At 73.5% G+C, this 22044-nt stretch carries 22 protein-coding genes; 5 read left to right on the top strand and 17 right to left on the bottom strand.

Features of this window, described 5'->3' with window-relative positions; translation table 11 throughout:
* Positions 1-135: 135 nt before the first annotated feature.
* The 5 genes from cbiE to ACGFZL_RS26630 all read right to left on the bottom strand — a co-directional run bounded on the left by cbiE (position 136) and on the right by ACGFZL_RS26630 (position 4910).
* Positions 136-1386: a precorrin-6y C5,15-methyltransferase (decarboxylating) subunit CbiE gene (gene cbiE, locus ACGFZL_RS26650; protein ID WP_393695433.1), complete on the bottom strand. Its 1251-nt coding sequence runs from the start codon at positions 1384-1386 to the stop codon at positions 136-138.
* A gap of 103 nt (positions 1387-1489) precedes the next feature.
* Positions 1490-2116: a GNAT family N-acetyltransferase gene (locus ACGFZL_RS26645; RefSeq protein ID WP_355172871.1), complete on the bottom strand. Its 627-nt coding sequence runs from the start codon at positions 2114-2116 to the stop codon at positions 1490-1492.
* A gap of 129 nt (positions 2117-2245) precedes the next feature.
* Positions 2246-3076, bottom strand: a complete 831-nt coding sequence (locus tag ACGFZL_RS26640; RefSeq protein WP_393695431.1) for a MetQ/NlpA family ABC transporter substrate-binding protein — start codon at positions 3074-3076, stop codon at positions 2246-2248.
* 62 nt (positions 3077-3138) lie between these two features.
* Positions 3139-3876, bottom strand: a complete 738-nt coding sequence (locus ACGFZL_RS26635) for a methionine ABC transporter permease (protein ID WP_393695429.1) — start codon at positions 3874-3876, stop codon at positions 3139-3141.
* Entirely contained in the window at positions 3873-4910 is a 1038-nt protein-coding gene (locus ACGFZL_RS26630) for a methionine ABC transporter ATP-binding protein (protein WP_393695427.1), read from the bottom strand. Before ACGFZL_RS26630 ends, ACGFZL_RS26635 begins: the two co-directional genes overlap by 4 nt.
* Positions 4911-5478: 568 nt before the next feature.
* On the opposite strand from ACGFZL_RS26630, the gene ACGFZL_RS26625 reads away from it, so the two are divergent.
* Both ACGFZL_RS26625 and ACGFZL_RS26620 read left to right on the top strand, forming a co-directional pair.
* Positions 5479-5838, top strand: coding sequence for a hypothetical protein (locus tag ACGFZL_RS26625; RefSeq protein ID WP_393695425.1), 360 nt, complete (start codon positions 5479-5481; stop codon positions 5836-5838).
* A 1-nt stretch (position 5839) separates the two neighbouring features.
* Positions 5840-6259, top strand: coding sequence for a hypothetical protein (locus tag ACGFZL_RS26620; RefSeq protein ID WP_355172861.1), 420 nt, complete (start codon positions 5840-5842; stop codon positions 6257-6259).
* A gap of 40 nt (positions 6260-6299) precedes the next feature.
* Here the strand turns inward: ACGFZL_RS26620 and ACGFZL_RS26615 are convergent, their stop codons facing one another.
* The 3 genes from ACGFZL_RS26615 to ACGFZL_RS26605 all read right to left on the bottom strand — a co-directional run bounded on the left by ACGFZL_RS26615 (position 6300) and on the right by ACGFZL_RS26605 (position 8657).
* Positions 6300-6815: a GNAT family N-acetyltransferase gene (locus tag ACGFZL_RS26615; RefSeq protein WP_355172859.1), complete on the bottom strand. Its 516-nt coding sequence runs from the start codon at positions 6813-6815 to the stop codon at positions 6300-6302.
* A 46-nt stretch (positions 6816-6861) separates the two neighbouring features.
* Positions 6862-7407 carry a sigma-70 family RNA polymerase sigma factor gene (locus ACGFZL_RS26610; protein WP_393695423.1) on the bottom strand — a complete coding sequence of 182 codons (546 nt, stop codon included), beginning with the start codon at positions 7405-7407 and terminating at the stop codon, positions 6862-6864.
* A gap of 74 nt (positions 7408-7481) precedes the next feature.
* Positions 7482-8657 (bottom strand): glycerophosphodiester phosphodiesterase, encoded by a 1176-nt coding sequence (locus tag ACGFZL_RS26605; protein WP_393695421.1) that lies wholly within the window; start codon positions 8655-8657, stop codon positions 7482-7484.
* Between the two features lie 413 nt (positions 8658-9070).
* Here ACGFZL_RS26605 and ACGFZL_RS26600 point away from each other — a divergent pair, with 413 nt between their 5' ends.
* On the top strand, positions 9071-9745 hold the full coding sequence (locus ACGFZL_RS26600) for a lysophospholipid acyltransferase family protein (RefSeq protein ID WP_393695419.1): 675 nt from the start codon (positions 9071-9073) through the stop codon (positions 9743-9745).
* A gap of 90 nt (positions 9746-9835) precedes the next feature.
* Here the strand turns inward: ACGFZL_RS26600 and ACGFZL_RS26595 are convergent, their stop codons facing one another.
* The 4 genes from ACGFZL_RS26595 to argH form a co-directional block, all read right to left on the bottom strand.
* The gene (locus tag ACGFZL_RS26595) at positions 9836-11368 is read right to left on the bottom strand and encodes an MFS transporter (RefSeq protein ID WP_393695417.1); all 1533 of its coding nucleotides are present in this window, start codon (positions 11366-11368) and stop codon (positions 9836-9838) included.
* On the bottom strand, positions 11365-11916 hold the full coding sequence (locus ACGFZL_RS26590; protein ID WP_393695415.1) for a TetR/AcrR family transcriptional regulator: 552 nt from the start codon (positions 11914-11916) through the stop codon (positions 11365-11367). The genes ACGFZL_RS26595 and ACGFZL_RS26590 overlap by 4 nt, the downstream gene beginning before the upstream one ends.
* Positions 11917-12008: 92 nt before the next feature.
* Positions 12009-12980 (bottom strand): aldo/keto reductase, encoded by a 972-nt coding sequence (locus ACGFZL_RS26585; protein WP_393695413.1) that lies wholly within the window; start codon positions 12978-12980, stop codon positions 12009-12011.
* Between the two features lie 73 nt (positions 12981-13053).
* Positions 13054-14481, bottom strand: a complete 1428-nt coding sequence (gene argH / locus ACGFZL_RS26580; RefSeq protein WP_393695411.1) for an argininosuccinate lyase — start codon at positions 14479-14481, stop codon at positions 13054-13056.
* Positions 14482-14616: 135 nt separating this feature from the next.
* On the opposite strand from argH, the gene ACGFZL_RS26575 reads away from it, so the two are divergent.
* Both ACGFZL_RS26575 and ACGFZL_RS26570 read left to right on the top strand, forming a co-directional pair.
* Positions 14617-15318: a L,D-transpeptidase gene (locus tag ACGFZL_RS26575; protein ID WP_393695409.1), complete on the top strand. Its 702-nt coding sequence runs from the start codon at positions 14617-14619 to the stop codon at positions 15316-15318.
* Between the two features lie 79 nt (positions 15319-15397).
* Entirely contained in the window at positions 15398-16780 is a 1383-nt protein-coding gene (locus ACGFZL_RS26570; protein ID WP_393695407.1) for a ferric reductase-like transmembrane domain-containing protein, read from the top strand.
* A 112-nt stretch (positions 16781-16892) separates the two neighbouring features.
* Here the strand turns inward: ACGFZL_RS26570 and ACGFZL_RS26565 are convergent, their stop codons facing one another.
* Genes ACGFZL_RS26565 through argC form a run of 5 tightly spaced genes read right to left on the bottom strand, consistent with a single transcriptional unit; the run spans position 16893 to position 21717 of the window.
* Entirely contained in the window at positions 16893-17441 is a 549-nt protein-coding gene (locus ACGFZL_RS26565; protein WP_355172841.1) for an arginine repressor, read from the bottom strand.
* A 7-nt stretch (positions 17442-17448) separates the two neighbouring features.
* The gene (locus ACGFZL_RS26560; RefSeq protein ID WP_393695405.1) at positions 17449-18636 is read right to left on the bottom strand and encodes an acetylornithine transaminase; all 1188 of its coding nucleotides are present in this window, start codon (positions 18634-18636) and stop codon (positions 17449-17451) included.
* Positions 18633-19544 (bottom strand): acetylglutamate kinase, encoded by a 912-nt coding sequence (argB, locus tag ACGFZL_RS26555; RefSeq protein WP_355172837.1) that lies wholly within the window; start codon positions 19542-19544, stop codon positions 18633-18635. Before argB ends, ACGFZL_RS26560 begins: the two co-directional genes overlap by 4 nt.
* The gene (argJ, locus tag ACGFZL_RS26550; protein ID WP_393695403.1) at positions 19541-20692 is read right to left on the bottom strand and encodes a bifunctional glutamate N-acetyltransferase/amino-acid acetyltransferase ArgJ; all 1152 of its coding nucleotides are present in this window, start codon (positions 20690-20692) and stop codon (positions 19541-19543) included. The genes argB and argJ overlap by 4 nt, the downstream gene beginning before the upstream one ends.
* On the bottom strand, positions 20689-21717 hold the full coding sequence (gene argC / locus ACGFZL_RS26545) for an N-acetyl-gamma-glutamyl-phosphate reductase (protein WP_393695401.1): 1029 nt from the start codon (positions 21715-21717) through the stop codon (positions 20689-20691). The genes argJ and argC overlap by 4 nt, the downstream gene beginning before the upstream one ends.
* Positions 21718-22044 lie beyond the last annotated feature (327 nt).

Raw genomic sequence — 22044 nt, 5'->3', positions numbered from 1 at the left:
GTCAGCCTGATCGCCGACGGCCCGCTGTGGACTGCGCCACGTTGCGCGTCCCCGGGTGCTGCCGTACCCCGTGGACCGGACCGGCCGGAGGGCACGACGATCCGCCAGCCTACCGCGCGCGGTATGACCGGACGATCACGGGGCACGGTCCGGCAGCACCCCGCTGAGCAGGAACGCGACGCTCCGCTCGGTCTCCGTCCAGGACCGGGTGTCGAGCCCGACGGACTGCAGGAGGGCGCACTCGACGCGGTAGCCGTGCTCGGTGAGGTCGCGGCCGACGCGCTCGGCGGCGTCGCGGGTGGCCGCGTGGGCGACGATGCGCTGGGGGCGGCGGTCGGCGACCGCGGAGACCACGGCCGCTCCCCCGCCGCCGACCCGGACGACGTCGGGTTCGGGCAGGTTCTCCAGGACGTGCGGGGCGGTGCCGCGCACGATCTGGAGCTGCACGCCGAACCGCCGGCCGGCGGCCACGGTGCGGGCGCACGCCTCGGGGTCCTGGTCGACGGCGATGACGGCGGCGCCGGCGCGGGCGGCCTCGGTCGCGAAGGCCCCGCCGCCGCAGCCGATGTCCCAGACCAGGTCGCCGGTGCGGGGGCCGAGGCGGGCGAGCTGGGCGGTGCGGAGCAGGTCGGTCTCGCCCTCGCCGAGGCCGCCGCCGTACGCCTCGGCCGGCAGCGACCAGCCGCGCGGCCCGGCGGCGAGGTCGCGGCCCGCGATCCAGCCGCCGTCGGCGCCGCCCCCCTGACCAGAGCCCAGGCCCGCACCGGCCCCGGCCGGCCGCGGGGCGCCGCCGACGACGATGACAACGTTGGGGTCGCGCCAGGTGTGGTCGGCGGCCTTGTCGGAGGTGACCACGGTGACCTGCTCGCGCGCGGTGCCCAGCTCCTCGCAGATGACGAAGGTGCGGTGGACGCCCTCCAGGAGCAGGCCGAGTTCGGCGGGGCCGGCGCCCGGGGAGGTGAGGACCGCGACCTTGGTGTGGGCCCGGCATACGTTGACCGCGCGCCGCAGGGTGCGGGGGTGGGCGACCACCACATGGGCGTCGTCCCAGGGCATGCCGGCCCGGGCGAAGGCGGCGGCCACCGAGGACACCGCCGGGACGACCTCGACCTCCAGGCCGAACTCGGGGGCGCGCAGCGTGCGGACGACGCCGAAGAAGCCGGGGTCGCCGTCGGCGAGCACGACCGCGGTGCCCCGGTGGGCGGCGACGCGGCGGGCGGCGAGGGCGACGCTGCCGAGCCGGACGCGCTCGGCGGCGGGCGGCACCTCGGGCAGCGCCAGGTGGTGGGCGGCGCCGGCGACCAGGGTGGCGGCGCCGAGGGCGGAACGTGCCGCGTCGGTCAGCGGCGAGCCGTCCCAGCCGATCACCGTGACCCGGTCGGCCATCGTTGTCAGTCTCCTGGGTCTGTGCGGGGTCTCCCCGCGGTAGCGGGCCCGTGGGCCGGGGTGTGTGAGGGTACCCGGTGCGCCGGCGGGGATCCCGGGCGGGTCAGTTCCAGTCGGCGAAGGTGCCGTCGCCGCCCTGGTCGGCCGAGCCCTCGAGGTCCTCCGGGAGCAGGCTCCAGACGATGAAGTCGGTGCGCACCTCGCTCCAGGTGCCCTCCTCGGTGCGGACCCGCGCTATGCAGGCGTTGCGCAGCACGCCCTCGCTGATGCAGCCGATCTTCTGGGCGACCTGCTGGGAGGCGGTGTTGCCGGCCGCGGTGCGCAGCTCGACGCGCTCGAACTTCTGGTCGCCGAAGAGCCAGTGCGCGGCGGCGAGCGCTGCCTCGCTGGCGTAGCCCTCGCCGCGGGCCCAGGGGGCGACGATGTACGACAGCTCGGTGGCCCGTACGTGCCAGTCGGTCTGGGTCAGCTGGACGATGCCGACCAGGCGCTGGGTGAGGAACTCGGTGACGGCGAGGTCGAGGCCGCGGCCCGCGGTGCGCTCGGCGGGGGCGTAGGCGTCGATCCAGGTGCGGGCGCCGTCCTCGGTGAAGGGCTGGGGGACGGAGGTCCAGGCGGCGACCTGCTCGTCGTTCATCATCGCGGTGAGCGGCTGGACGTCGTCCTCGTCGAGGGGGCGCAGCACCAACCGCTCCGTGCTGATGGAGATGTTGGGGAAGGTGCTCGTCATGCGCCGCTCCGTTAACCGAGGAACCGTCAGGACCTGCTGAACTGCCCAGCATGCAGCATGGGAGCGCCGGCCCGCACCACGGGGTGGCGGTGCGGACCGGCGGGGCCCTCGGCCAGAGGCGAGGGTCGCTCAGAAGGAGGCGAGGACGGAGCCGGCGTACTTGTCCTCGATGAACTTCTTCACCTCGGGCGAGGTGAGGAGCTTCGCGAGCTTCCTGACCCGGGGGTCGTCCTCGTGGCCCTTCTGCACGGCGAGGAAGTTGCCGTAGGGGTTGTCCTTCGGGGACTCCAGGACCAGGGCGTCCTCGGCGGGCTTCAGGCCGGCGGGGATGGCGTAGTTGCCGTTGACCACGGCCGCGTCCACGTCGTCCAGGGAGCGCGGGGTCTGGGCCGCCTCGACCTCCTTGAACTTCAGGTCCTTGGGGTTGTCGGTGATGTCCCGCGGGGTGGCCTCGTTGCCGACGCCGTCCTTGAGCTCGATGAGGCCGTTGGCCGCGAGCAGCTTGAGGGCGCGGGCCTCGTTGACGGCGTCGTTCGGGACGGCGACGCTCGCGCCGCTCTTCAGCTCGCCGGCCTTCTTCACCTTGTGGGAGTACAGGCCGAGCGGCTCCAGGTGCACCGTGACGACGGGCACGATGTGGGTGCCGCGCTTGCTGTTGAAGTCGTCGAGGTACGGCTTGTTCTGGAAGTAGTTGGCGTCGACCGAGCCGTCCTCGGTGGCCGTGTTGGGCGTGATGTAGTCGCTGAACTCCTTGACCTCCAGGTCGAGGCCCGCCTTCTTCGCCAGCTTGTCCTTGACGAAGTTGAGGATCTCGGCGTGCGGGGTCGGGCTCGCGGCGACGACCAGCGGGCCGCTGGTGTCGGAGGAGCCGGAGTCGTCGCCGGAGCCGCAGGCGGTCAGCCCGAGGGTGAGGGCTCCGGCGGCGAGGACGGCGGTGGTGAACTTGGCGGTGTTACGCACGAAAAGTGCCTTTCCTTAAGGGTGGAGCTGTCCCGTGTGGGGTGTACGGGGCGTACAGGGGGTTACGCGACCTTGCCGACGCCGGCCGCGTCGGGCTCCTTGGCCCTCAGCAGGCGGAGCCGGGGCGCGGGGCCCGAGCGTCCGCCGCGGCGGTGCAGGGCGCGGGCGGCGAAGTCGCCGGCGAACTGGAGCAGGGAGATCACGACGGCGAGGACCGCCACGGTGATCCACATCAGCTCGGTCTCGAAGCGCTGGTAGCCGTAGCGGACGGCGAGGTCGCCGAGGCCGCCGCCGCCGACCGTGCCGGCCATGGCGGAGTAGCCGATGAGGGCGATGATCGTGGTCGTGGTGCTGGCGATCAGCGAGGGCAGCGCTTCGGGGACGAGGACCTTGCGGACGATCGTCCAGGTGTTGCCGCCCATGGCCTGCACGGCCTCGACCAGTCCGCGGTCCACCTCCCGCACGGCCGTCTCGACCAGGCGGGCGAAGAAGGGGATGCCGCCGATGGCGAGCGGCACGATGGCCGCGGTGGTGCCGATCGTGGTCCCGGTGACCCAGCGGGTGAAGGTCATCAGCGCGACCATCAGGATGATGAACGGCATGGACCGGGCGACGTTGACGATCTGGCCGATCACCTTGTTGGCGACGACGTTCTGGAGCAGTCCGCCCCGGTCGGTGAGGACCAGGAGGATGCCGAGCGGCAGGCCGGCGACGACGGCGATCAGGGTGGACCAGAGCACCATCGAGAACGTCTCGGAACACGCCTGCGACAGCAGGGGCTGCATCTCCGACCAGGTCACTTGGCACCCTCCTTCACCAGGACGGTCTCGGCGGGGGTCACCACGTCGACCTGGAGGCCCTGTTCGCGCAGGAAGCCGACGGGCACCACGTTGTCCTCGTAGCGGCCGGGGAGTTCGATGCGCATCCGGCCGATCTGGAGGCCGCCGACGGTGTCGACGGCGGCGCCGAGGATCGATATGTCGATGTTGTAGGTCCGGGACAGCCGGGAGACGACCGGCTGGGTGGCGGCCTCGCCGTGGAAGGTGACGTCGAGGACGGTGCGGTCGTCCCCGGAGGGCTCGCCGTCCACCGGGAAGAGGGCGGCGGCCAGTGCGGAGCCGGGGGTGGCGAGCAGTTCGCCGACCGTGCCGGACTCCACGATGCGCCCGCACTCCATCAGGGCGGCCGAGTCGCAGACGCTCTTGACGACGTTCATCTCGTGGGTGATGAGCAGGACGGTCAGGCCGAGCTGCCGGTTGAGGTCGCGCAGCAGTTGGAGGATGGAGCGGGTGGTCTCGGGGTCGAGGGCGCTGGTGGCCTCGTCGGAGAGCAGCACCTCGGGGTCGCCGGCCAGAGCGCGGGCGATGCCGACGCGCTGCTTCTGGCCGCCGGAGAGCTGGGCCGGGTAGGCCTTGGCCTTGTCGGCGAGGCCGACCAGGTCGAGCAGTTCGAGCGCCTTGCGGGAACGTTCCTTCCCGGAGTGGCCGAGGATCTCCAGGGGCAGTTCGACGTTGTCCCGCACGGTCCGGGTGGAGAGCAGGTTGAAGTGCTGGAAGACCATGCCGATGCGGCTGCACGCCTGCCGCAGCTCCCGGCCGGCCCGGGGGCCGCGGCCGGCCAGCGCGGTGAGGTCGCGGCCGGCCACGGTGACCGTGCCGGAGGTGGGACGCTCCAGGAGGTTGACGCAGCGGATGAGCGAGGACTTTCCGGCGCCGGACTGGCCGATGACGCCGAACACCTCGCCCTCGCGGACGTGCAGGTCGACGCCGTCCAGGGCGGTGACCTCCCGGCCGCCGGTGCGGTAGACCTTGGTGAGGCCCGATGTGGTGATCACGTGGGATTCCGTCACTGTTCGAGTGCGCGGGCGTGGGTGTGCCCGGCACGGGTGCATGCGGTCAGGGACGCGGCACGGTTCTCGCGGTGGCGAGTGGACCGAGGGAGAAACGTGTGCGCGGGGCCCGGCCCGGCGGCGGGCGCGCCGCGGTGGGCGCGGTCGCACGGGCCGGTCGGGCGCTCGCTTCGGGGCGCGAGGCTCAGGTGATGGTGCGGGGGCCCTCTAGAAGGCGCACATTCGACACATACAACGAGCACCGGGCGTCATGGTCGCCTCGGTCGCAGGGGTGCGGTCGCTCGTCGTGGTCATGCGATCAGTAAAGCAGACCGGTTCTTCCGAGCGGACGCGACCGTCCGGATGCTGGACATGGATGGACGCCCTGCCCGGCGGGAGACCCGCCCGACATCACGACACCGGCCAGTGGGGACAAGGGCGGCGAGCCGACCCGGCGGTGGCGGCGCGGGAGCACCCGGCGGTTGCGCTGTGGCCAACGCCACGGCCCCGGGGCCACCGCGGGGAGCCGGGGGCGGGCGCGGGGGGACCGTGCGGCCGTAATAGGCTCGGCGCCATGCTCGACGCCCTGACGCTGGTGACCGGTGTCGCCGCGCTGCTGCTCGCCGCCTGGTGCGGCTGGGCGGCCTACCGTGACCAGCCGACCAAGGACTGGCACTTCATCGGCATGGCCGCGGTCTCGTTCCTGGCGCTGGTGCAGCTGGTCATCGGCGTGGTGCAGCTGGCGCGGGGCGAGAAGCCGGAGCAGGGCACCACGATCTTCGTGGCGTATCTGCTGGGCGCCTTCGCCTGCGTCCCGGCGGCCGGCTTCATGTCGCTGGGCGAGCGCAGCCGCTGGGGCTCGCTGACCGCCGCCGCCGGCGGCGGCGTCCTCGCCGTCCTGGAGGTGCGGCTCTATGACATCTGGGGAGGCTGAGGTGGCGGCGACGAGGGAGAGGCCGGCCGGGAACCGGCTGATCAGCGGGCCCGGCATCCTGCTGGTGTGGCTCTACGGCGTGATGGTGGTCGGTGCCGTCTCGCGGTCCGTGTACCAGATCGCCACCGAGTTCGACCGGGCGCCGCTGGCCTACAGCCTGTCGGCGCTCGCCGGCGTCGTCTACGGCTTCATCACCTACACGCTGGTGCGCGGCGGCGAACGCGCGCGCCGGGCGGCGGTGGTGTGCTGCGCCGCCGAGCTTGTGGGCGTGCTGACGGTCGGGACCTGGACGCTGGTGGAGCCGTCCGCGTTCCCCGACGCGACCGTGTGGTCGGACTACGGGATGGGCTACCTCTTCATCCCGGTTCTGCTGCCGCTCTCCGCGCTGTATTGGCTGCGCCGGGCCCGGCGGGCCGCCTGACGGTGCGTCGGACGGTCCGGCCGGACGGTCGCCGCGCGGCTCAGGCGGTGGCCGCGAAGGTCTGCGCCGGCCGGGCGGCCTCGGCCGCCTTCTCCAGGACGATCATCGAGACGCCGTCCGCGCCCTGCTCGGTACCCACCACCTGGTAGCCGACCCGGCGGTAGAGGCGCAGGTTGCCCTCGCTGCGGTGGCCGGTGAACAGCCGGAAGCGGCCGGCCCCGTGCTCGGCGGTGAGCGCCGACTCGGCGGCCCGCAGCAGCCGGGCACCGATGCCGTGGCCCTGGAGGCGGGGGTGGACGCAGAGTTTGCCGATGGCCCCGGCGCCGTCCTCGGCGACCCGGCCGCGCACCGAGCCGACCACCTCCTCGCCGAGCCGCGCCACGTAGACGCAGGTGCCGGCGACCTCCTCGCGCACGGAGTCGAGGGTCTGGACGAGGGGGTCGATGCGGTAGTTGCCGTACAGCGCCGCCTCGCTCTGGAAGCAGAGGTACTGCAACCGGAAGATCTGCTCGGCGTCCTGGTCGGTCGCCACCGAGATGGTCACGCTCATGCCCATGTGTGCATGCCTCCCGCTCACCTGATCAGCTGTGGGTCCCCCACGTCTATCCCCGTCCTCGGCGGGCCGCAACCTCCGCAGTGAGCAGCCGTCCCAGACATGCCAGACATCTGGCGCGTTCCGGTCCAAGACTGCCCTGTGAGATACCCAACTCCCCCGCGATCTCGCGGTAGGTGAGGTCCTCGGCGGACAGCAGCGCCGCCAGCAGCCGGGGGCAGCGGCCGGGCAGCCGGCGTGCCGCGTCGCGCAGGGCCCGCCGGCGTACGGCGGTGAGGGCGAGCGCCTCCGGCTCGCGCTCGGCGTCGTCGGCTGGTTCGTGCCGCCAGGGCCGCTCGGCGCGGTCGCGGCGCCGGACGCGGCGGGCCTCGGCGCGCACGGCGCCGCGCAGCCAGCGGTGCGGGTCCGGGGGCGGCCCGTCGGCACCGAGGCGTTCGAGGAGGCGCAGCCACACGGCCTGTTCGAGGTCCCGGGGGTCGGCCCCGCAGGCCGCCGCCTCGGCCGCGGACTCGGCGGCGAGCACGGGGCGCAGGGCGGCGATCAGGCCGGGGGTCAGGTCGTTGGCGTGGTCCGCGGCGAGGTCTGTGGCGCTCATGTGCGCGGCGACGCGACCGCCCGGGCGGTCGGTTGCCCGGGCGGCCCGATCTCACTCCTTCCGGGGCCGCGCGCTCAGCCGTTGACGAAGTCCTGGCGGGCCAGGACCCCGGTGTCCGGGTTGTCGGTGAAGACGCCGTCGATGCCGGTGGCGAAGTAGGCCCGGAAGGCGCCGAAGGCGTCCCCGTAGGCGTCCGGGGCGGTGCCCTTGCGGAACTCGGCGGGCAGGAAGGGGTTCTCGTTGCGCATCGTGTACGGGTGGAGGATCAGGCCGGCCCGGTGCGCGTCGCGCACCAGCGTGGTCGGCTCGGTGAGCCGGCCGGCGGCGTCCTTCGGGATGACCAGGTCGAGGGTCGGCCCGATGCCCTGGGCGTAACGGGCGATCTCCGCGAGGCCCTTGGGCGTGACGAGGTCGGCGACGGTGCGCGGGTCGCCGGTCGCGGTGAAGTCGTAGGGGCGGCTGTCGGCGGTGGAGAGCAGCACCGCGAGCGGGTTGCCGACCAGGCGGCTCATCCGCCGGATGCTGGTCGGCTCGAAGGACTGGATGAGGACGGGCGAGTCGCGCCGGTCCTTGCCGTGCCGGCCGAGCACCCGGGCCAGGCGCTCCTCGGTGCCGAGGCCGAGCGCCCGGAAGTAGGTGGGGTGCTTCAGCTCGGGGTAGATCCACACCTGCTTGCCGCGCTTGCGGGTCTGCTCGTCCTGCCAGCGCAGCACCTCCTCGAAGGTGGGGATCTCCCAGCGGCCGGCGTAGAGGGTGTTGTGCGGCCGGTTGGCCGGGATGCGCTCGGTGGCGCGCAGCGTCTTCAGCTCGGCGAGGGTGAAGTCCTCGGTGAACCAGCCGGTGGTGGAGACGCCGTCGAGCACCTTGGTCCGCCTGCGGACGGCGAACTCGGGGTGGGCGGCGACATCGGTGGTGCCGCCGATCTCCGGTTCGTGCCGGCACACCAGGTGGCCGTCCCTGGTCGGCACGAGGTCGCCGGCCTCGACGATGTCCGCGCCGAGGTCGAGGGCGAGCTGGTAGGAGCCGAGGGTGTGCTCGGGCCGGTAGCCGCTGGCGCCGCGGTGGCCGATGATCGTGGGGACGGGCAGGCCCTTCAGCCCGCCGCGCCCGCCGTCTCCGTGCCGGGCTCCGGCCGCCGCAGCCGAGCCCGTGGCGCCGAGGACGGCGCCGCCCGCGCCCAGTACCGCCGCGCCGAGGACCGCCCGCCGCCCGGTGCGGCCCTCCCGCCCGCCAGACCCTTGCGTTCCCATGAGCGCCTCCCACCCGTCGACCGTCGCTGCCGGGCGATCGTAGGGGCGCCCGGGTGTCGGGCGGGAGACCGCGGGCGGAACGGCCGGGGGGCGCGGGATGTCGGGTGGGCGCGGACGGGCGGGTGGGGCGGGACGGGTGACGGGGCGTCGGCTTGGGGGCCCCGGGCGGGGGTACGCGAGGGGGTGGCGCGGGTGGCGCCGGCGGCGTGAGCCGTCTCACGGCGCCGTCCCGTGTTACGGCCGCGCTACGCGAGAGCACCGCAGGTGAACAGGCGTCAACCTGGTGTAAGAGCCGGGTGACCCGACGTGCGGGGGACCCGTTGCCGCGAGTAATGTCCTCACCTGCGCGGACTCATCCCGCGCAGCCGCACACCGCACAGATTCATACCGCAGCTCCGACGCCGGAGGACCCGTTGTCCCGCTTCGCCTTCATCAAGGCCACGTTCGGTTCGCTCATGCGCCTGATGTTCCGCCCGCGAGTGGAGGGCGTGGAGAACATCCCGGGCGACGGGCCGGTGATCCTCGCCGGCAACCACGTGACGTTCATCGACTCGGTGATCCTGCCCCTCGTCTGCGAGCGGCAGGTCCACTTCATCGGCAAGGACTCCTACGTCACCGGCAAGGGCGTCAAGGGCCGCGTGATGGCCTGGTTCTTCACCGGCGTCGGCATGATCCCGGTCGACCGCGACGGAGGCCGGGGCGGGGTGGCGGCGCTGATGACGGGCCGCCGGATCCTCGAGGAGGGCAGGGTCTTCGGCATCTACCCGGAGGGCACCCGCTCCCCCGACGGCCGGCTGTACCGGGGCCGCACCGGTATCGCCCGGCTCACCCTGATGACCGGCGCCCCGGTGGTGCCGTTCGCCATGATCGGCACCGACCGGCTCCAGCCGGGCGGCGCGGGTCTGCCCCGGCCCGGCCGGGTCACGGTGCGCTTCGGCGAGCCGCTGGAGTTCTCCCGCTACGAGGGCATGGACCGCGACCGCTACGTGCTGCGCGCGGTGACCGACTCGGTGATGACCGAGGTCATGCGGCTGTCCGGCCAGGAGTACGTGGACATGTACGCCAGCAAGGCCAAGGAAGCGGCCTAGGGCACTCAGGGCTTGAGGGCGCTCAGGCAGAACTCGGGGCACCTTGCCCCGGGCCAGGGCGCTCCGGTGCCCCGCGCGGACGCCTGAGCGCTACGGGTGTTCGATCCCGTCCTCCAGGCGCTGGCCACGCAGCAGGAACCAGGAGGCCGCGGCGGCGGCCAGCAGCACGGCCGCGCCGGCTCCGGAGGCCAGGGTGAGGCCGTCGACGAACGCCTGCCGGGCGGCGTCCAGCAGCGCCTCCCCCTGGGCGGCGGGCATCCCCGCAGCCGCCTCCACCGCGCCGCCGAGCGACTCGTGGGCGGCGGCCGGGGTGCCGGCCGGGCCGGTGAAATCGCGGTAGACGCCGGTGACGATGGAGCCGAGCAGGGCGATGCCGAGGGCGGCGCCCAGCTCGTAGGCCGTCTCCGAGACCGCCGAGGCGGCACCGGCCTGCTCCCCCGAGACGCTGGAGAGGATGACGTCGGCGGTGACGGTGAAGGAGAACCCGGCGCCGACGCCCACCACCAGCAGGGCGGTGCCGAGCAGCGGGTAGCCGGTGTTCTGGCCGATGACGGTCAGCGCGGCGAGGGCGAGGCCGATCGCGGCGAGGCCCCCGGAGACCACCGCGCGCACCGAGAAGCGCCGGGCGGCGCGGCCGGCGACAAGGCCCGCGGCCACCGCGCCGACCGCGGCGGGCAGTTCGGCGAGGCCGGCCTCGAACGGGGCGCGGCCCTGGACGAGCTGGAGGTACTGGGAGAGGAAGAACACCAGGCCGGACAGGCCGAGGATGGTCAGCAGGTCGGCCAGCACCGCGCCGCTGAAACCGCGGTTGCGGAACAGCCGCATGTCGAGCAGCGGGACCGGCATGGTCAGCTGCCGGTGCACGAACCCGTAGAGCGCGGCGGCGCCGAGCAGGCCCACGGCGAGCGTGGCCCAGGAGAACCCGTGCGCGGCGGCCTCCTTGACGGCGTAGACGACGCCGACCATGCCCACGAGGGACAGCAGGACGCTGAGCAGGTCCCAGGGTCCGGGGCTGGGGTTGCGGGACTCGGGCAGCAGCTTGACGCCGACCAGGACCAGGACGGCCATCACGGGCAGGTTGATCAGGAAGACCGAGCCCCACCAGAAGTGCTCCAGGAGGAAGCCGCCCGCGATCGGGCCGACCGCCGTGCCGGCGGAGGCGGTGGCGCCCCAGATGCCGACGGCGAGGCTGCGCTCGCGCGGGTCGTGGAAGATGTTGCGGATCAGGGCGAGGGTGGCGGGCATCAGGGTGGCGCCCGCGACACCGAGCAGGGCCCGGGCGACGATCAGCAGTTCGGGGCTGGTGGCGTAGGCGTTGAGGACCGAGATCGCGCCGAACGCGGTGGCGCCGACCAGCAGGATCCGCTTGCGCCCGATGCGGTCGCCGAGGCTGCCCATGGAGACGAGCAGGCCGGCGATGACGAAGGAGTAGACGTCGCCGATCCACAGCAGCTGGGTCCCGGAGGGCCGCAGGTCCTCGCTGATGTACGGCGTCGCGAGGCCGAGGACGGTCGCGTCGACGGCCACCAGGAGTACGGCCAGCACCAGGACGGACAACGCGAGCCAGCGGCCCGGGCGCCTCACGTCCTCGTTCGCCGGTGCCGACCGCAGGGTGCGGGTCATGATCCCTCTCTTCTCAGTGCGCCGCCGAGCAGCAGCTCGACGATCATGTGCGTGAAGTCGTTGCGGGCCACCCGACCCTCGGCCACCGCCCAGGCGCCGGAGGCCAGCAGGCCGTACAGCGCCTCGGTGAGCCAGGCCGGGGTGAGGTCGATGCGGAACTCGCCGCCCGCCTGGCCGCGGTGGAAGACGGCGGCCATCCGGGCGTCGACGCGGGCCCAGCCGGCGTGCTGCTCCTCGCCCTCGAACAGCTGATTCTCGGTGTAGAGGAACGACAGCAGACCGGCCGCCGGCTCGATCTCGGCGACCAGGCGGCGCACCGCGTCGGCCGCGGGCCCCTCGTCCAGGCGGGCCGCGTCCAGGGCGGCCTCGCACTCGGCGATGCCGAGCGCCTCCAGGGCCCGGACGAGGGCGTCGCGCCCGGCGAAGTGCCGGTGCAGGGTGGCGCGGCTGATGCCGGCCGCCCGGGCGACCTCGTCCATGGTCGCGGTGCCCTTGCGGGTCAGCAGGGCGGCGGCACTGCGCAGCACCTGGTCACGATCGACAGCCATGAGACAACGATAACCCATGTGAGACATGAATGTCTCACGCAAGGCGTGTGTGACTCATTGGATCAGCTTGGACCAGCGACAGGACGTGCCGCTCAGTGCCACGGCATTCCGCCGCGCCGCTCCCAGTAGGCCGCCGGCTCCTCGGCGAGGGAGGTGAGCAGGGCCACCTGGTCGTCGTCCAGGTCCACCGCGGCGGCGTGCAGGTTGGAGCCGAGCTGGCCCACGGTGGCGGCGCCGGAAAGGACGACGCCGGCCCACGGCTGCCGCAGCACCAGGGCGAGGGCGACGGCGTCGCAGCCAAGGGTGGTCTCCTCGGCGACCGCCTTCAGGGCGGCCGGCGCGTGCGGGTCGGCGAGCCGCCCGTTGGCCATGGCCTCCTTGACGAGCACGGTGAGCCCGGCCTCGTGCGCCTCCCGCAGCGCGGGCCCGGCGGAGGTCTCCAGGGCGTTGTACGTCGACTGCACGGTGCGGAAGAGGGGCTCGCCGTCGACCGTCACGGCGAGTGCGGCGCGGATGGTGTCGGCCTGGGCGGGGCCGCTGGTGGAGAAGCCGACGGTGAGTCCGCCGGCGGCGGCCTCGGCGAGCCGCGCGTGCAGCTCCTTGTCGGTGAGGGCCGGGCTGTCCGGGGTGAGCGAGTGGATCTGGTAGAGGTCGAGGCGGTCGCCGAGCAGGGCGTCGGTCTCGGCGCGCTGACGCTCGTAGGTGGCCAGGGCGTGGTCCTTGACCTCGTGCCGCTCGGCCTCGGTCGCCCAGTCGGCCGTGTAGGTGTAGCCCCACTTGCTGCCGACGACCACGTCGGTGACGTCCGGCCGCTCGCGCAGCCAGTCGGCGAGGAACTCCTCCGCGCGCCCGTAGGAGCGGGCCGTGTCGACATAGCGCACGCCCTGCGCGTAGGCGGCGTCGAGGAGGTCGTGGGCGCGCCGGCGCAGCGCCTGGACGCTGCGCTCGGCGGGCAGGTCGCGCTCGCGGTCGAGGTTCAGGTACCCGGGGCGGCCCACGGCGGCGAGGCCGAGACCGAGGTGGGCGGTGGGGGTGGTCGCCTCGGCCAGGCGGGCGAAGGGCATCGCGGGCTCCGTTCGGTCGGCACTGCGGCTCTGCCGACCAACGTAACCGCGATGCCCCGCGCCCACCCGGCGACTACTTGCCCGCTTCGGCCCACTCCCGCTGACCGGCCAGGTCGGCCTTGACCTCCGTGAGCTGGACGGCGACCGCCTCGGGGGCGGTGCCGCCGCGGCCGTTGCGGGAGGCGAGGGCGCCGGGGACGTCGAGGACGGTGCGGACCTCGGGGGTGAGATGGGCGGAGATCTTCGCGAACTGCTCGTCGGTCAGCTCGTCCAGCTCCTTGCCCTCGGCCTCGGCGGCCTTCACGCAACTGCCGGCCACCTCGTGGGCGACCCGGAAGGGCACGCCCTGGCGGACCAGCCACTCGGCGATGTCGGTGGCGAGGGAGAAGCCGGCCGGGGCCAGCTCCGCCATCCGCTCGCGGTGCACGGTGAGCGTGGCCATCATGCCGGTGAAGGCCGGGAGCAGGACCTCCAGCTGGTCGATGGAGTCGAAGACCGGCTCCTTGTCCTCCTGGAGGTCGCGGTTGTACGCGAGCGGCAGGGCCTTGAGGGTGGCCATCAGGCCGGTCAGATTGCCGATCAGCCGGCCCGACTTGCCGCGCGCCAGCTCCGCGATGTCCGGGTTCTTCTTCTGCGGCATGATCGAGGAGCCGGTGGAGAAGGCGTCGTGCAGGGTGACGAAGGAGAACTCCTTCGTGTTCCAGAGGATGATCTCCTCGGCGATCCGGGAGACGTCCACCCCGATCATCGCGGTGATGAAGGCGAACTCCGCGGCGAAGTCCCGGGAGGCGGTGCCGTCGATGGAGTTGCCGGCGCTGCCCCCCTCGAAGCCGAGGTCGCGGGCGACCGCCTCCGGGTCGAGGCCGAGCGAGGAGCCGGCCAGGGCGCCGGAGCCGTAGGGCGAGACGGCGGTGCGGGTGTCCCACTGGCGCAGCCGCTCGGCGTCCCGGGACAGCGCCTGGACGTGGGCGAGGACGTGGTGGGCGAAGAGCACCGGCTGGGCGTGCTGGAGGTGGGTGCGGCCGGGCATCGCCACGTCCGGGTGGGCCTCGGCGAGGCCGACCAGGGCCTCCTGGAGGTCGGCGACCAGGCCGCCGAGGACGCGGGCGTGATCGCGCAGGTACATCCGGAAGAGGGTGGCGATCTGGTCGTTGCGGGACCGGCCGGCGCGCAGCTTGCCGCCGAGGTCGGGGCCGAGACGCTCCAGCAGGCCGCGCTCCAGGGCGGTGTGCACGTCCTCGTCGGCGATCGTGCCGGTGAAGGCGCCGGAGGCCACGTCGGCCTCCAGCCGGTCGAGCCCGGCGAGCATCCGGGTCAGCTCGTCCTCGGTGAGCAGCCCGGCGGTGTGCAGCACGCGCGCGTGGGCACGGGAGCCGGCGATGTCGTAGGGCGCGAGCCGCCAGTCGAAGTGGACGGAGGCGGACAGCTTGGCCAGGGCCTCGGCGGGGCCGTCGGCGAAACGGCCGCCCCAGAGCCGGACGTCACCGCTGTTGCTGCTCACTTGCGTTGCTCCTCTGGGCCGTCGGAACCTTCTCTGCATGAGTATGCAGAGACTTGCATGGGTAGTCAATCCGCGGTCTTCCCGTACGGCTCTCCCCGGCTGCCGTCGCCGCCGCCTCCCCCTACGGTCTGAGCCATGCGCCCCGCTCTCCTCGCCGGCCTCCTCGCCGTCTCCGCCCTCGCCGTGGCCGCCGCGCCGGCCGAGGGCTCACCGCCGCTGCCCGAGCGCATGGCGGACACCGGTGGCGGACGCCAGCTCATCACCGCCGTCGCCCCCGGCACGGGATCCACCACGGGCCTCGTCGAGTGGTGGGACCGTTCGGGTGACGGCTGGGTGCACACCGGTTCCGCGCCCGCCCGCTTCGGCGCGCAGGGCCTCACCGAGGGGACGACGCGCGAGCAGGGCACGAACACCACCCCCACCGGGCTGTACGACCTCCCCTACGCCTTCGGCATCGCGGCGGCCCCGCCCGGGACGGCGTACACCTACCGCCGGGTGCACGAGGACTCCTGGTGGTGCCAGGACAACGACTCGGGCGCGTACAACCGCTGGAGCGAGCCGCGGGCCGCGGACTGCCGGGCCGCCGAGGCGGAGCACCTGATCACCTACCCGGAGCAGTACGCCCACGCCCTGGTGGTCGGCTTCAACTACGACCGCCCGGTACGGGGGCGCGGCGCGGGCATCTTCCTGCACGTGAACGGCGAGGGCGCGACGGCCGGCTGCGTGTCGGTGCCGGTGGACGCGATGCGGGCGCTCCTCGCCTGGGCGGATCCCGCGGCCCACCCGCACCTGGCGATCGGCACGGCGGGCGGCGGCACGGCGGTCACCCGGTACTGAGCCCGTACCCGGGACCGGCTGAACAGCCGGACGGCGGGGCGCGTACTGGTGGGCCAGGGCCGAGTCCCACGGAGGAACCGTGACCACCACGCTCGCCGGCGGCCGTGCCGCCCGCCGCCAGACGATGCGCCGCATCCGGCCACGCCGCTCCCCGGCGGTGCCCCTGCTGCTCGCCGTCTGGGCGGGCGCGGCGGGCGTGTTGTGGCTGTGGTGGCGCGACACGCCCGCCGTTTCGGGCGGCACGGACCGGATCCTGAGCGCCGGGCGCGTCACCGGACTCCTGGCCGGCTACCTCATGGCCCTGGTCGTCCTCCAGATGGCCCGGGTGCCGGCCCTGGAGCGGCGGGTGGGCTCCGACCGGGTCGCCCGCCGGCACGCGACGACCGGCCGCTACACGCTCTGCCTGGTCCTCGCCCACCTCTTCCTGGTCATGTGGGGCTACGCGGCGCGGTCAGGCCGGGGCCTCGGCGGCATCGTCGCCCAGACGGCGGACTCGGTGACCGGCCTGCCCGACCTCGGCAAGGCGGCCGTCGGCACCGGGCTGCTGCTGCTCATCGGCCTGCTGTCGGCGGGCCCCGTCCGCCGCCGGCTCCCCTACGGCCTCTGGTACCACGTGCACCTGCTGACCTACGCGGCGGTGTTCCTGACCTTCTGGCACCAGCTGAGCGAGGGCAACGACTTCGCCGTGGAGCCGGCGGCGCGGACCGCCTGGTACGCGCTGTACGGGTCGGTGACCGCGCTGGTCCTCTGGTACCGCGTCCTGACGCCGGTGCGGCTGAACCTGCGCCACCGGATGCGGGTCGAGGCGGTGGTGGAGGAGGCGCCGGGAATCGTGTCGGTGCTGATCGGCGGGCGGCGGCTGCACCGGATGGGCGCGGAGGCCGGGCAGTTCTTCCGGTGGCGGTTCCTGGCGCCGGGGATGCGGTCCGGCTCGCACCCGTACTCGCTGTCGGCGGCGCCGCGCCCGGAGCTGCTGCGGATCACGGTGAAGGCCGTCGGCGACCACAGCGCCGGGCTGCGCGGCCTGGCGCCCGGCACCCGGGTGTGGGCGGAGGGCCCGTACGGGGCGCTGACCGCGCGGCGCCGCAGCCGGGGCAAGGTGCTCCTGGTGGCCGGCGGGGTCGGGATCACGCCGATGCGGGCGCTGTTCGAGACGCTGCCCGGCGCGGCCGGGGACATCACGCTGCTCTACCGGGCCAGCAGCACCCGGGACCTGGCGCTGTGGGGCGAGCTGGCCGGGATCGCCGAGCGGCGCGGGGCACGGCTGATGTACGCGGTGAACGGCCCCGACGGGGAGCGCCCGGACATCTCGGCGGAGTCGCTGCGCCGGAAGATCCCGGACCTGGACCGACACGACGTGTTCCTGTGCGGGCCGCCCGGTTTCGCCCGGTCGGTGCACGAGGCGCTGCGCGGGGCGGGTGTACCGGCGCGGCGGATCCACAGCGAGTCGTTCGCGAGGTGAGAGAGGCTCGGACGAGTCGGAGCGGGCGGGACTGCGTGCCCTTAGGGGCGCGGGGAACCGCGCGACCAGCCACGACGCGCCCGCACCCGGCGAAGCACCCGCACCACGGACGTCAGGTTCCGTTCTGGGCCAGGCGCAGCAAGTGGTCGGCGAGGGCCTGGCCCCCCACCGGGTCCCGGCTGATCAGCATCACCGTGTCGTCCCCCGCGATGGTCCCCAGGATGTCGTGCAGCTCCGCCTGGTCGATGGCCGAGGCGAGAAACTGCGCGGCCCCCGGCGGGGTCCGCAGGACGACCAGGTTCGCCGAAGCCTCCGCGGAGATCAGCAGCTCCGCCGAGAGCCGCCGCATCCGCTCCTCCTTCGCCGACCCGCCGAGAGGCGCCCGCGGCGTGCGGAAGCCGCCCTCGCTGGGCACCGCGTAGATGAGGTCGCCGTCGGTGTTGCGGATCTTCACCGCGTTCAGCTCGTCCAGGTCCCGGGAGAGCGTCGCCTGCGTGACGGTCAGCCCGTCGTCGGCCAGCAGCTTCGCCAGCTGGCTCTGCGACCGCACCGGTTGCCGGTTGAGGATGTCCACGATCCGGCGGTGCCGCGCCGTACGCGTCTGCGGCACGGCGGGCCCCCCGGTCTGCTCGGGCTCGGTCTCGTGCTGCGCCTGGCTCATCGTCGTCTCATTCTCCGGTTCGTCCGGCCCGGTCGAGGACGCCGGGCAGCGCCCGCAGGAAGGCGTCCACCACGTCGTCGCCGACGTTCAGCGGCGGCATCAGCCGTACGACGTCGGGGGCGGGCGCGTTCACGAGGATTCCGGCGTCCTGGGCCGCCTGCTGCACCCGGGGTGCGTGCGGCCCGGTGAGCACGATACCCAGCAGCAGCCCCGCGCCCCGTACATGGGCGACCAGCGGATGGCCGAGGCCCTCCACGCCCTCCCGCAGCGCGGCGCCCTGCCGCTTGACGTTCTCCAGCAGCCCCTCGTCCGCGATGGTGTCGAGGACGGCGAGCCCGGCGGCGCAGGCGACCGGGTTGCCGCCGAACGTCGTGCCGTGCTGCCCCGGCTGGAACAGCTCGGCGGCCCGCCCGAAGGCGACGGTCGCGCCCAGCGGCAGCCCGCCGCCCAGGGCCTTGGCGAGGGTGACGACGTCCGGCAGGACGCCCTCGTGGGCCTGGTACTCGAACCAGTTGCCGGTCCGCCCGATCCCGGTCTGTACCTCGTCCAGGACCAGCAGCGCGCCGGTGGCGGCGGTGATGGCGCGGGCGGCCTTGAGGTAGCCGGGGGGCGGCACGACCACGCCGTTCTCACCCTGGATCGGCTCGATGACGACCAGCGCCGTGTCCTCGGTGACCGCCGCGGCCAGCGCCTGCGCGTCGCCGTAGGGCACGTGGGTGACGTCGCCGGGCAGCGGGCGGAAGGGCGCCCGCTTCGCGGGCTGGCCGGTCAGCGCGAGGGCGCCCATGGTGCGGCCGTGGAAGCCGCCGTCGGTGGCGACCATGTGCGGGCGCCCGGTGAGCCGGCCGATCTTGAAGGCGCCCTCGTTGGCCTCGGCGCCGGAGTTGCAGAAGTAGACCCGGCCCTGGCGGCCGAAGTGCTGGAGGAGCCGCTCGGCCAGCGCGATGGGCGGCTCGGCGATGAAGAGGTTGGAGACGTGCCCGAGGGAGGCGATCTGCCGGCTCACGGCCTCGACCACCGCGGGGTGGGCGTGCCCGAGGGCGTTGGTCGCGATGCCGCCGACGAAGTCGAGGTACTCGGCGCCGTCCGCGTCCCACAGCCGGGCGCCGACGCCGCGCACCAGGGGCAGCCGGGGTGTGCCGTAGTTGTTCATCAGCGCGCCCTGCCACCGGGCGGTGAGTTCCTGGTTGGTCATACGGCATCCCCCTCATGCGCGTCGGGCACGACCATCGTGCCGATGCCCTCGTCGGTGAAGATCTCCAGCAGGATGGAGTGCGGCACCCGGCCGTCGATGACGCGGGCGGTCTGCACCCCGTGGCGCACGGCGTGCAGGCAGCCCTCCATCTTCGGCACCATCCCGGAGGACAGCTCGGGCAGCAGCTTCTCCAGCTGGGCGGCGGTCAGGCGGCTGATCACCTCGTCGGAGTGCGGCCAGTCCTCGTAGAGGCCCTCGACGTCGGTGAGGACCATGAGGGTCTCGGCGCCCAGTGCCGCAGCGAGTGCCGCAGCCGCCGTATCAGCATTGACGTTGTAGACATGATGGTCGTCCTGGGAACGGGCCACCGACGAGACGACCGGGATGCGGCCGTCGGCGAGCAGCGCCTCGATGGCGCCGGTGTCGATCTCGGTGATCTCGCCGACCCGGCCGATGTCGACGGGCGCGCCGTCGATCTCGGGCAGGTGCTTGGTGGCGGTGAGGGTGTGCGCGTCCTCGCCGGTGAGGCCGACGGCGAAGGGTCCGTGCCGGTTGAGCAGGCCGACCAGCTCGCGCTGGACCTGGCCGGCCAGCACCATGCGGACGACGTCCATGGCGTCCTCGGTGGTGACGCGCAGGCCGGCCTTGAACTCGCTGACGATGCCGTGCCGGTCCAGGGCGCGGCTGATCTGCGGGCCGCCGCCGTGCACGACGACGGGCTTGAGGCCGGCGTGGCGCAGGAAGACGACGTCCTGGGCGAAGGCGGCCTTGAGCTCGTCGTCGATCATGGCGTTGCCGCCGAACTTGATGACGACCGTCTTGCCGTGGTGCCGGGTCAGCCAGGGCAGCGCCTCGATGAGGGTCTGCGCCTTGGGCAGGGCGGTGTGTTTGCGGGTGGGGGTGCTCATGAGGAGTACGCGCTGTTCTCGTGGACGTAGTCGGCGGTGAGGTCGTTGGTCCAGATGACCGCGCCCGCGTCGCCGGCGGCGAGGTCGGCGACGATGTGGACCTCCCGGTAGCGCATGTCGACCAGCTCGCGGTCCTCTCCGACGCCGCCGTTCTTGCAGACCCAGACGCCGTTGATGGCGACGTTCAGCCGGTCGGGCTCGAAGACGGCGGTGGTGGTGCCGATGGCGGACAGGACGCGGCCCCAGTTGGGGTCCTCGCCGTGCACGGCGCACTTGAGCAGGTTGTTGCGGGCGATGGTGCGGCCGACGAGCACGGCGTCGTCCTCGCTCGCGGCGTTCACGACCTCGACCTTGATGTCCTTGCTGGCGCCCTCGGCGTCGCGGATGAGCTGCTGCCCGAGGTCGTCGCAGACGGCGCGGACGGCCTTGGCGAACTCCGCGTACTCGGGGGCGGTGCCGGAGGCGCCGGAGGCGAGCAGCAGCACGGTGTCGTTGGTGGACATGCAGCCGTCGGAGTCGACCCGGTCGAAGGTGACCCGGGTGGCCTCACGCAGCGCCCGGTCGAGCACGGCCGCGTCCAGGTCGGCGTCGGTGGTGAGGACGACGAGCATGGTGGCGAGGCCGGGGGCGAGCATGCCGGCGCCCTTGGCCATGCCGCCGACGGTCCAGCCGTCGCCGCCGGCCACGGACGTCTTGTGCACGGTGTCGGTGGTCTTGATGGCGATGGCGGCCTTCTCGCCGCCGTGCTCGGAGAGCTGCCCGGCGGCGGTCGCGACGCCCGGGAGCAGCTTGTCCATGGGCAGCGTCACGCCGATCAGCCCGGTGGAGCAGACGGCGACCTCGCCGGCACCGCAGCCGAGCAGCTCGGCGGCCTTCTCGGCGGTGGCGTGGGTGTCCTGGAAGCCCTGCGGTCCCGTGCAGGCGTTGGCGCCGCCCGAGTTGAGGACGACGGCGGCGAGCTGCCCGCCCTTGAGCACCTGCTCGGACCAGAGGACGGGGGCGGCCTTGACGCGGTTGGCGGTGAAGACGCCGGCGGCGGCGCGGCGGGGGCCGGTGTTGACCACGAGGGCCAGGTCGGGGTTGCCGTTCTCCTTGATCCCGGCGGCGATGCCCGCCGCCGTGAATCCCTTCGCTGCCGTCACGCTCACGGCGCAACTCCGATCGTCGTCAGTCCGGTGGTCTCGTCGAGGCCCAGGGCGATGTTCATGCTCTGGACGGCACCGCCGGCGGTGCCCTTGGTCAGGTTGTCGATGGCGCTGACGGCGATGACGCGGCCCGCGGCCTCGTCGTACGCCACCTGCACCTGCGCGGCGTTCGACCCGTACACGGACGCGGTGGCCGGCCACTGGCCCTCGGGCAGCAGGTGCACGAAGGGCTCGTCGGCGTACGCCTTCTCGTAGGCGGCGCGCAGGGACTCCCCCGTGACCCCGGCCACGGCCTTGGCGCTGCACGTGGCGAGGATGCCGCGGGGCATCGGGGCGAGGGTCGGCGTGAAGGAGACGGTGACGGGTCGGCCGGCCACCGCGCCGAGGTTCTGGATCATCTCGGGGGTGTGCCGGTGGCCGCCACCCACGCCGTACGGCGTCATGGAGCCCATGACCTCGCTGCCCAGCAGGTGCGGCTTGGCCGCCTTGCCGGCCCCCGAGGTGCCGGAGGCGGCGACGATCACGGCCTCGGGCTCGGCGAGGGCGCCGGCGTAGGCCGGGAAGAGGGCCAGCGACACGGCGGTGGGGTAGCAGCCGGGCACCGCGATGCGCTTGGACCCCTCCAGCGCGGTGCGGGCACCCGGCAGTTCGGGGAGGCCGTAGGGCCAGGTGCCGGCGTGCGGGGAGCCGTAGAAGCGCTCCCAGTCGGCCGGGTCCTTCAGCCGGAAGTCGGCGCCCATGTCCACGACCAGGGTGTCGGGCCCGAGCTGCTCGGCGACGGCGGCGGACTGCCCGTGCGGCAGTGCGAGGAAGACGACGTCGTGCCCGGCCAGCACCTCGGGCGCGGTGGGCTCGAGGACCCGCCCGGCCAGCGGCAGCAGATGCGGCTGGAGCGCGCCGAGCCGCTGTCCGGCGTTGCTGTTGCCGGTCAGGGCGCCGATCTCGACCTCCGGGTGCGCCAGGAGCAGCCGCAGCAGCTCTCCGCCCGCGTATCCGCTCGCTCCGGCGACCGCCGCGCGTACCGACATGGAAAACCTCCTCCTTGATGGCACGACTATACGGATAGCCGCATTTTTATGCAAGAAGGTGGTGAGGGACCGGCCGATGCCGTGGCTCGGGGGCTTCAGACCGTGGCCACGGCGAAGCGCAGGGCGGATGCGGTGCGGTCGTCGGGGCGCGCCGTGGTCGTTTCCCCTTGGTGTCGGGCACTCGCGGACGATCTCATGGCTCGCGGCCGAGAGCCAGGGGTCTGGGTGAGGCGCTAGGTGTATTGATCACGAGCGTTGTTGACACGCGTGGGTGCTTGATCATGGCGAAGACCTCCGGTGTGGTGGAGCTGTCTAGGACTGCACCGC

Origin of the sequence: Streptomyces sp. NPDC048182 (assembly GCF_043202555.1) — a bacterium.
GTDB lineage: Bacteria > Actinomycetota > Actinomycetes > Streptomycetales > Streptomycetaceae > Streptomyces.
The sequence above is the reverse complement of the archived record's forward strand: the minus strand, read 5'-3'. Positions and strand labels throughout refer to the sequence as shown.

Bases quoted from the DNA above. Each gene is read 5' to 3' on its own strand.
- cbiE (WP_393695433.1), bottom strand. From the start codon at position 1,386: ATGGCCGACCGGGTCACGGTGATCGGCTGGGACGGCTCGCCGCTGACC.
- ACGFZL_RS26645 (WP_355172871.1), bottom strand. From the start codon at position 2,116: ATGACGAGCACCTTCCCCAACATCTCCATCAGCACGGAGCGGTTGGTG.
- ACGFZL_RS26625 (WP_393695425.1), top strand. From the start codon at position 5,479: ATGCTCGACGCCCTGACGCTGGTGACCGGTGTCGCCGCGCTGCTGCTC.
- ACGFZL_RS26615 (WP_355172859.1), bottom strand. From the start codon at position 6,815: ATGGGCATGAGCGTGACCATCTCGGTGGCGACCGACCAGGACGCCGAG.
- ACGFZL_RS26610 (WP_393695423.1), bottom strand. From the start codon at position 7,407: ATGAGCGCCACAGACCTCGCCGCGGACCACGCCAACGACCTGACCCCC.
- ACGFZL_RS26605 (WP_393695421.1), bottom strand. From the start codon at position 8,657: ATGGGAACGCAAGGGTCTGGCGGGCGGGAGGGCCGCACCGGGCGGCGG.
- ACGFZL_RS26595 (WP_393695417.1), bottom strand. From the start codon at position 11,368: ATGACCCGCACCCTGCGGTCGGCACCGGCGAACGAGGACGTGAGGCGC.
- ACGFZL_RS26590 (WP_393695415.1), bottom strand. From the start codon at position 11,916: ATGGCTGTCGATCGTGACCAGGTGCTGCGCAGTGCCGCCGCCCTGCTG.
- ACGFZL_RS26585 (WP_393695413.1), bottom strand. From the start codon at position 12,980: ATGCCCTTCGCCCGCCTGGCCGAGGCGACCACCCCCACCGCCCACCTC.
- ACGFZL_RS26575 (WP_393695409.1), top strand. From the start codon at position 14,617: ATGCGCCCCGCTCTCCTCGCCGGCCTCCTCGCCGTCTCCGCCCTCGCC.
- ACGFZL_RS26565 (WP_355172841.1), bottom strand. From the start codon at position 17,441: ATGAGCCAGGCGCAGCACGAGACCGAGCCCGAGCAGACCGGGGGGCCC.
- ACGFZL_RS26560 (WP_393695405.1), bottom strand. From the start codon at position 18,636: ATGACCAACCAGGAACTCACCGCCCGGTGGCAGGGCGCGCTGATGAAC.
- argB (WP_355172837.1), bottom strand. From the start codon at position 19,544: ATGAGCACCCCCACCCGCAAACACACCGCCCTGCCCAAGGCGCAGACC.
- argC (WP_393695401.1), bottom strand. From the start codon at position 21,717: ATGTCGGTACGCGCGGCGGTCGCCGGAGCGAGCGGATACGCGGGCGGA.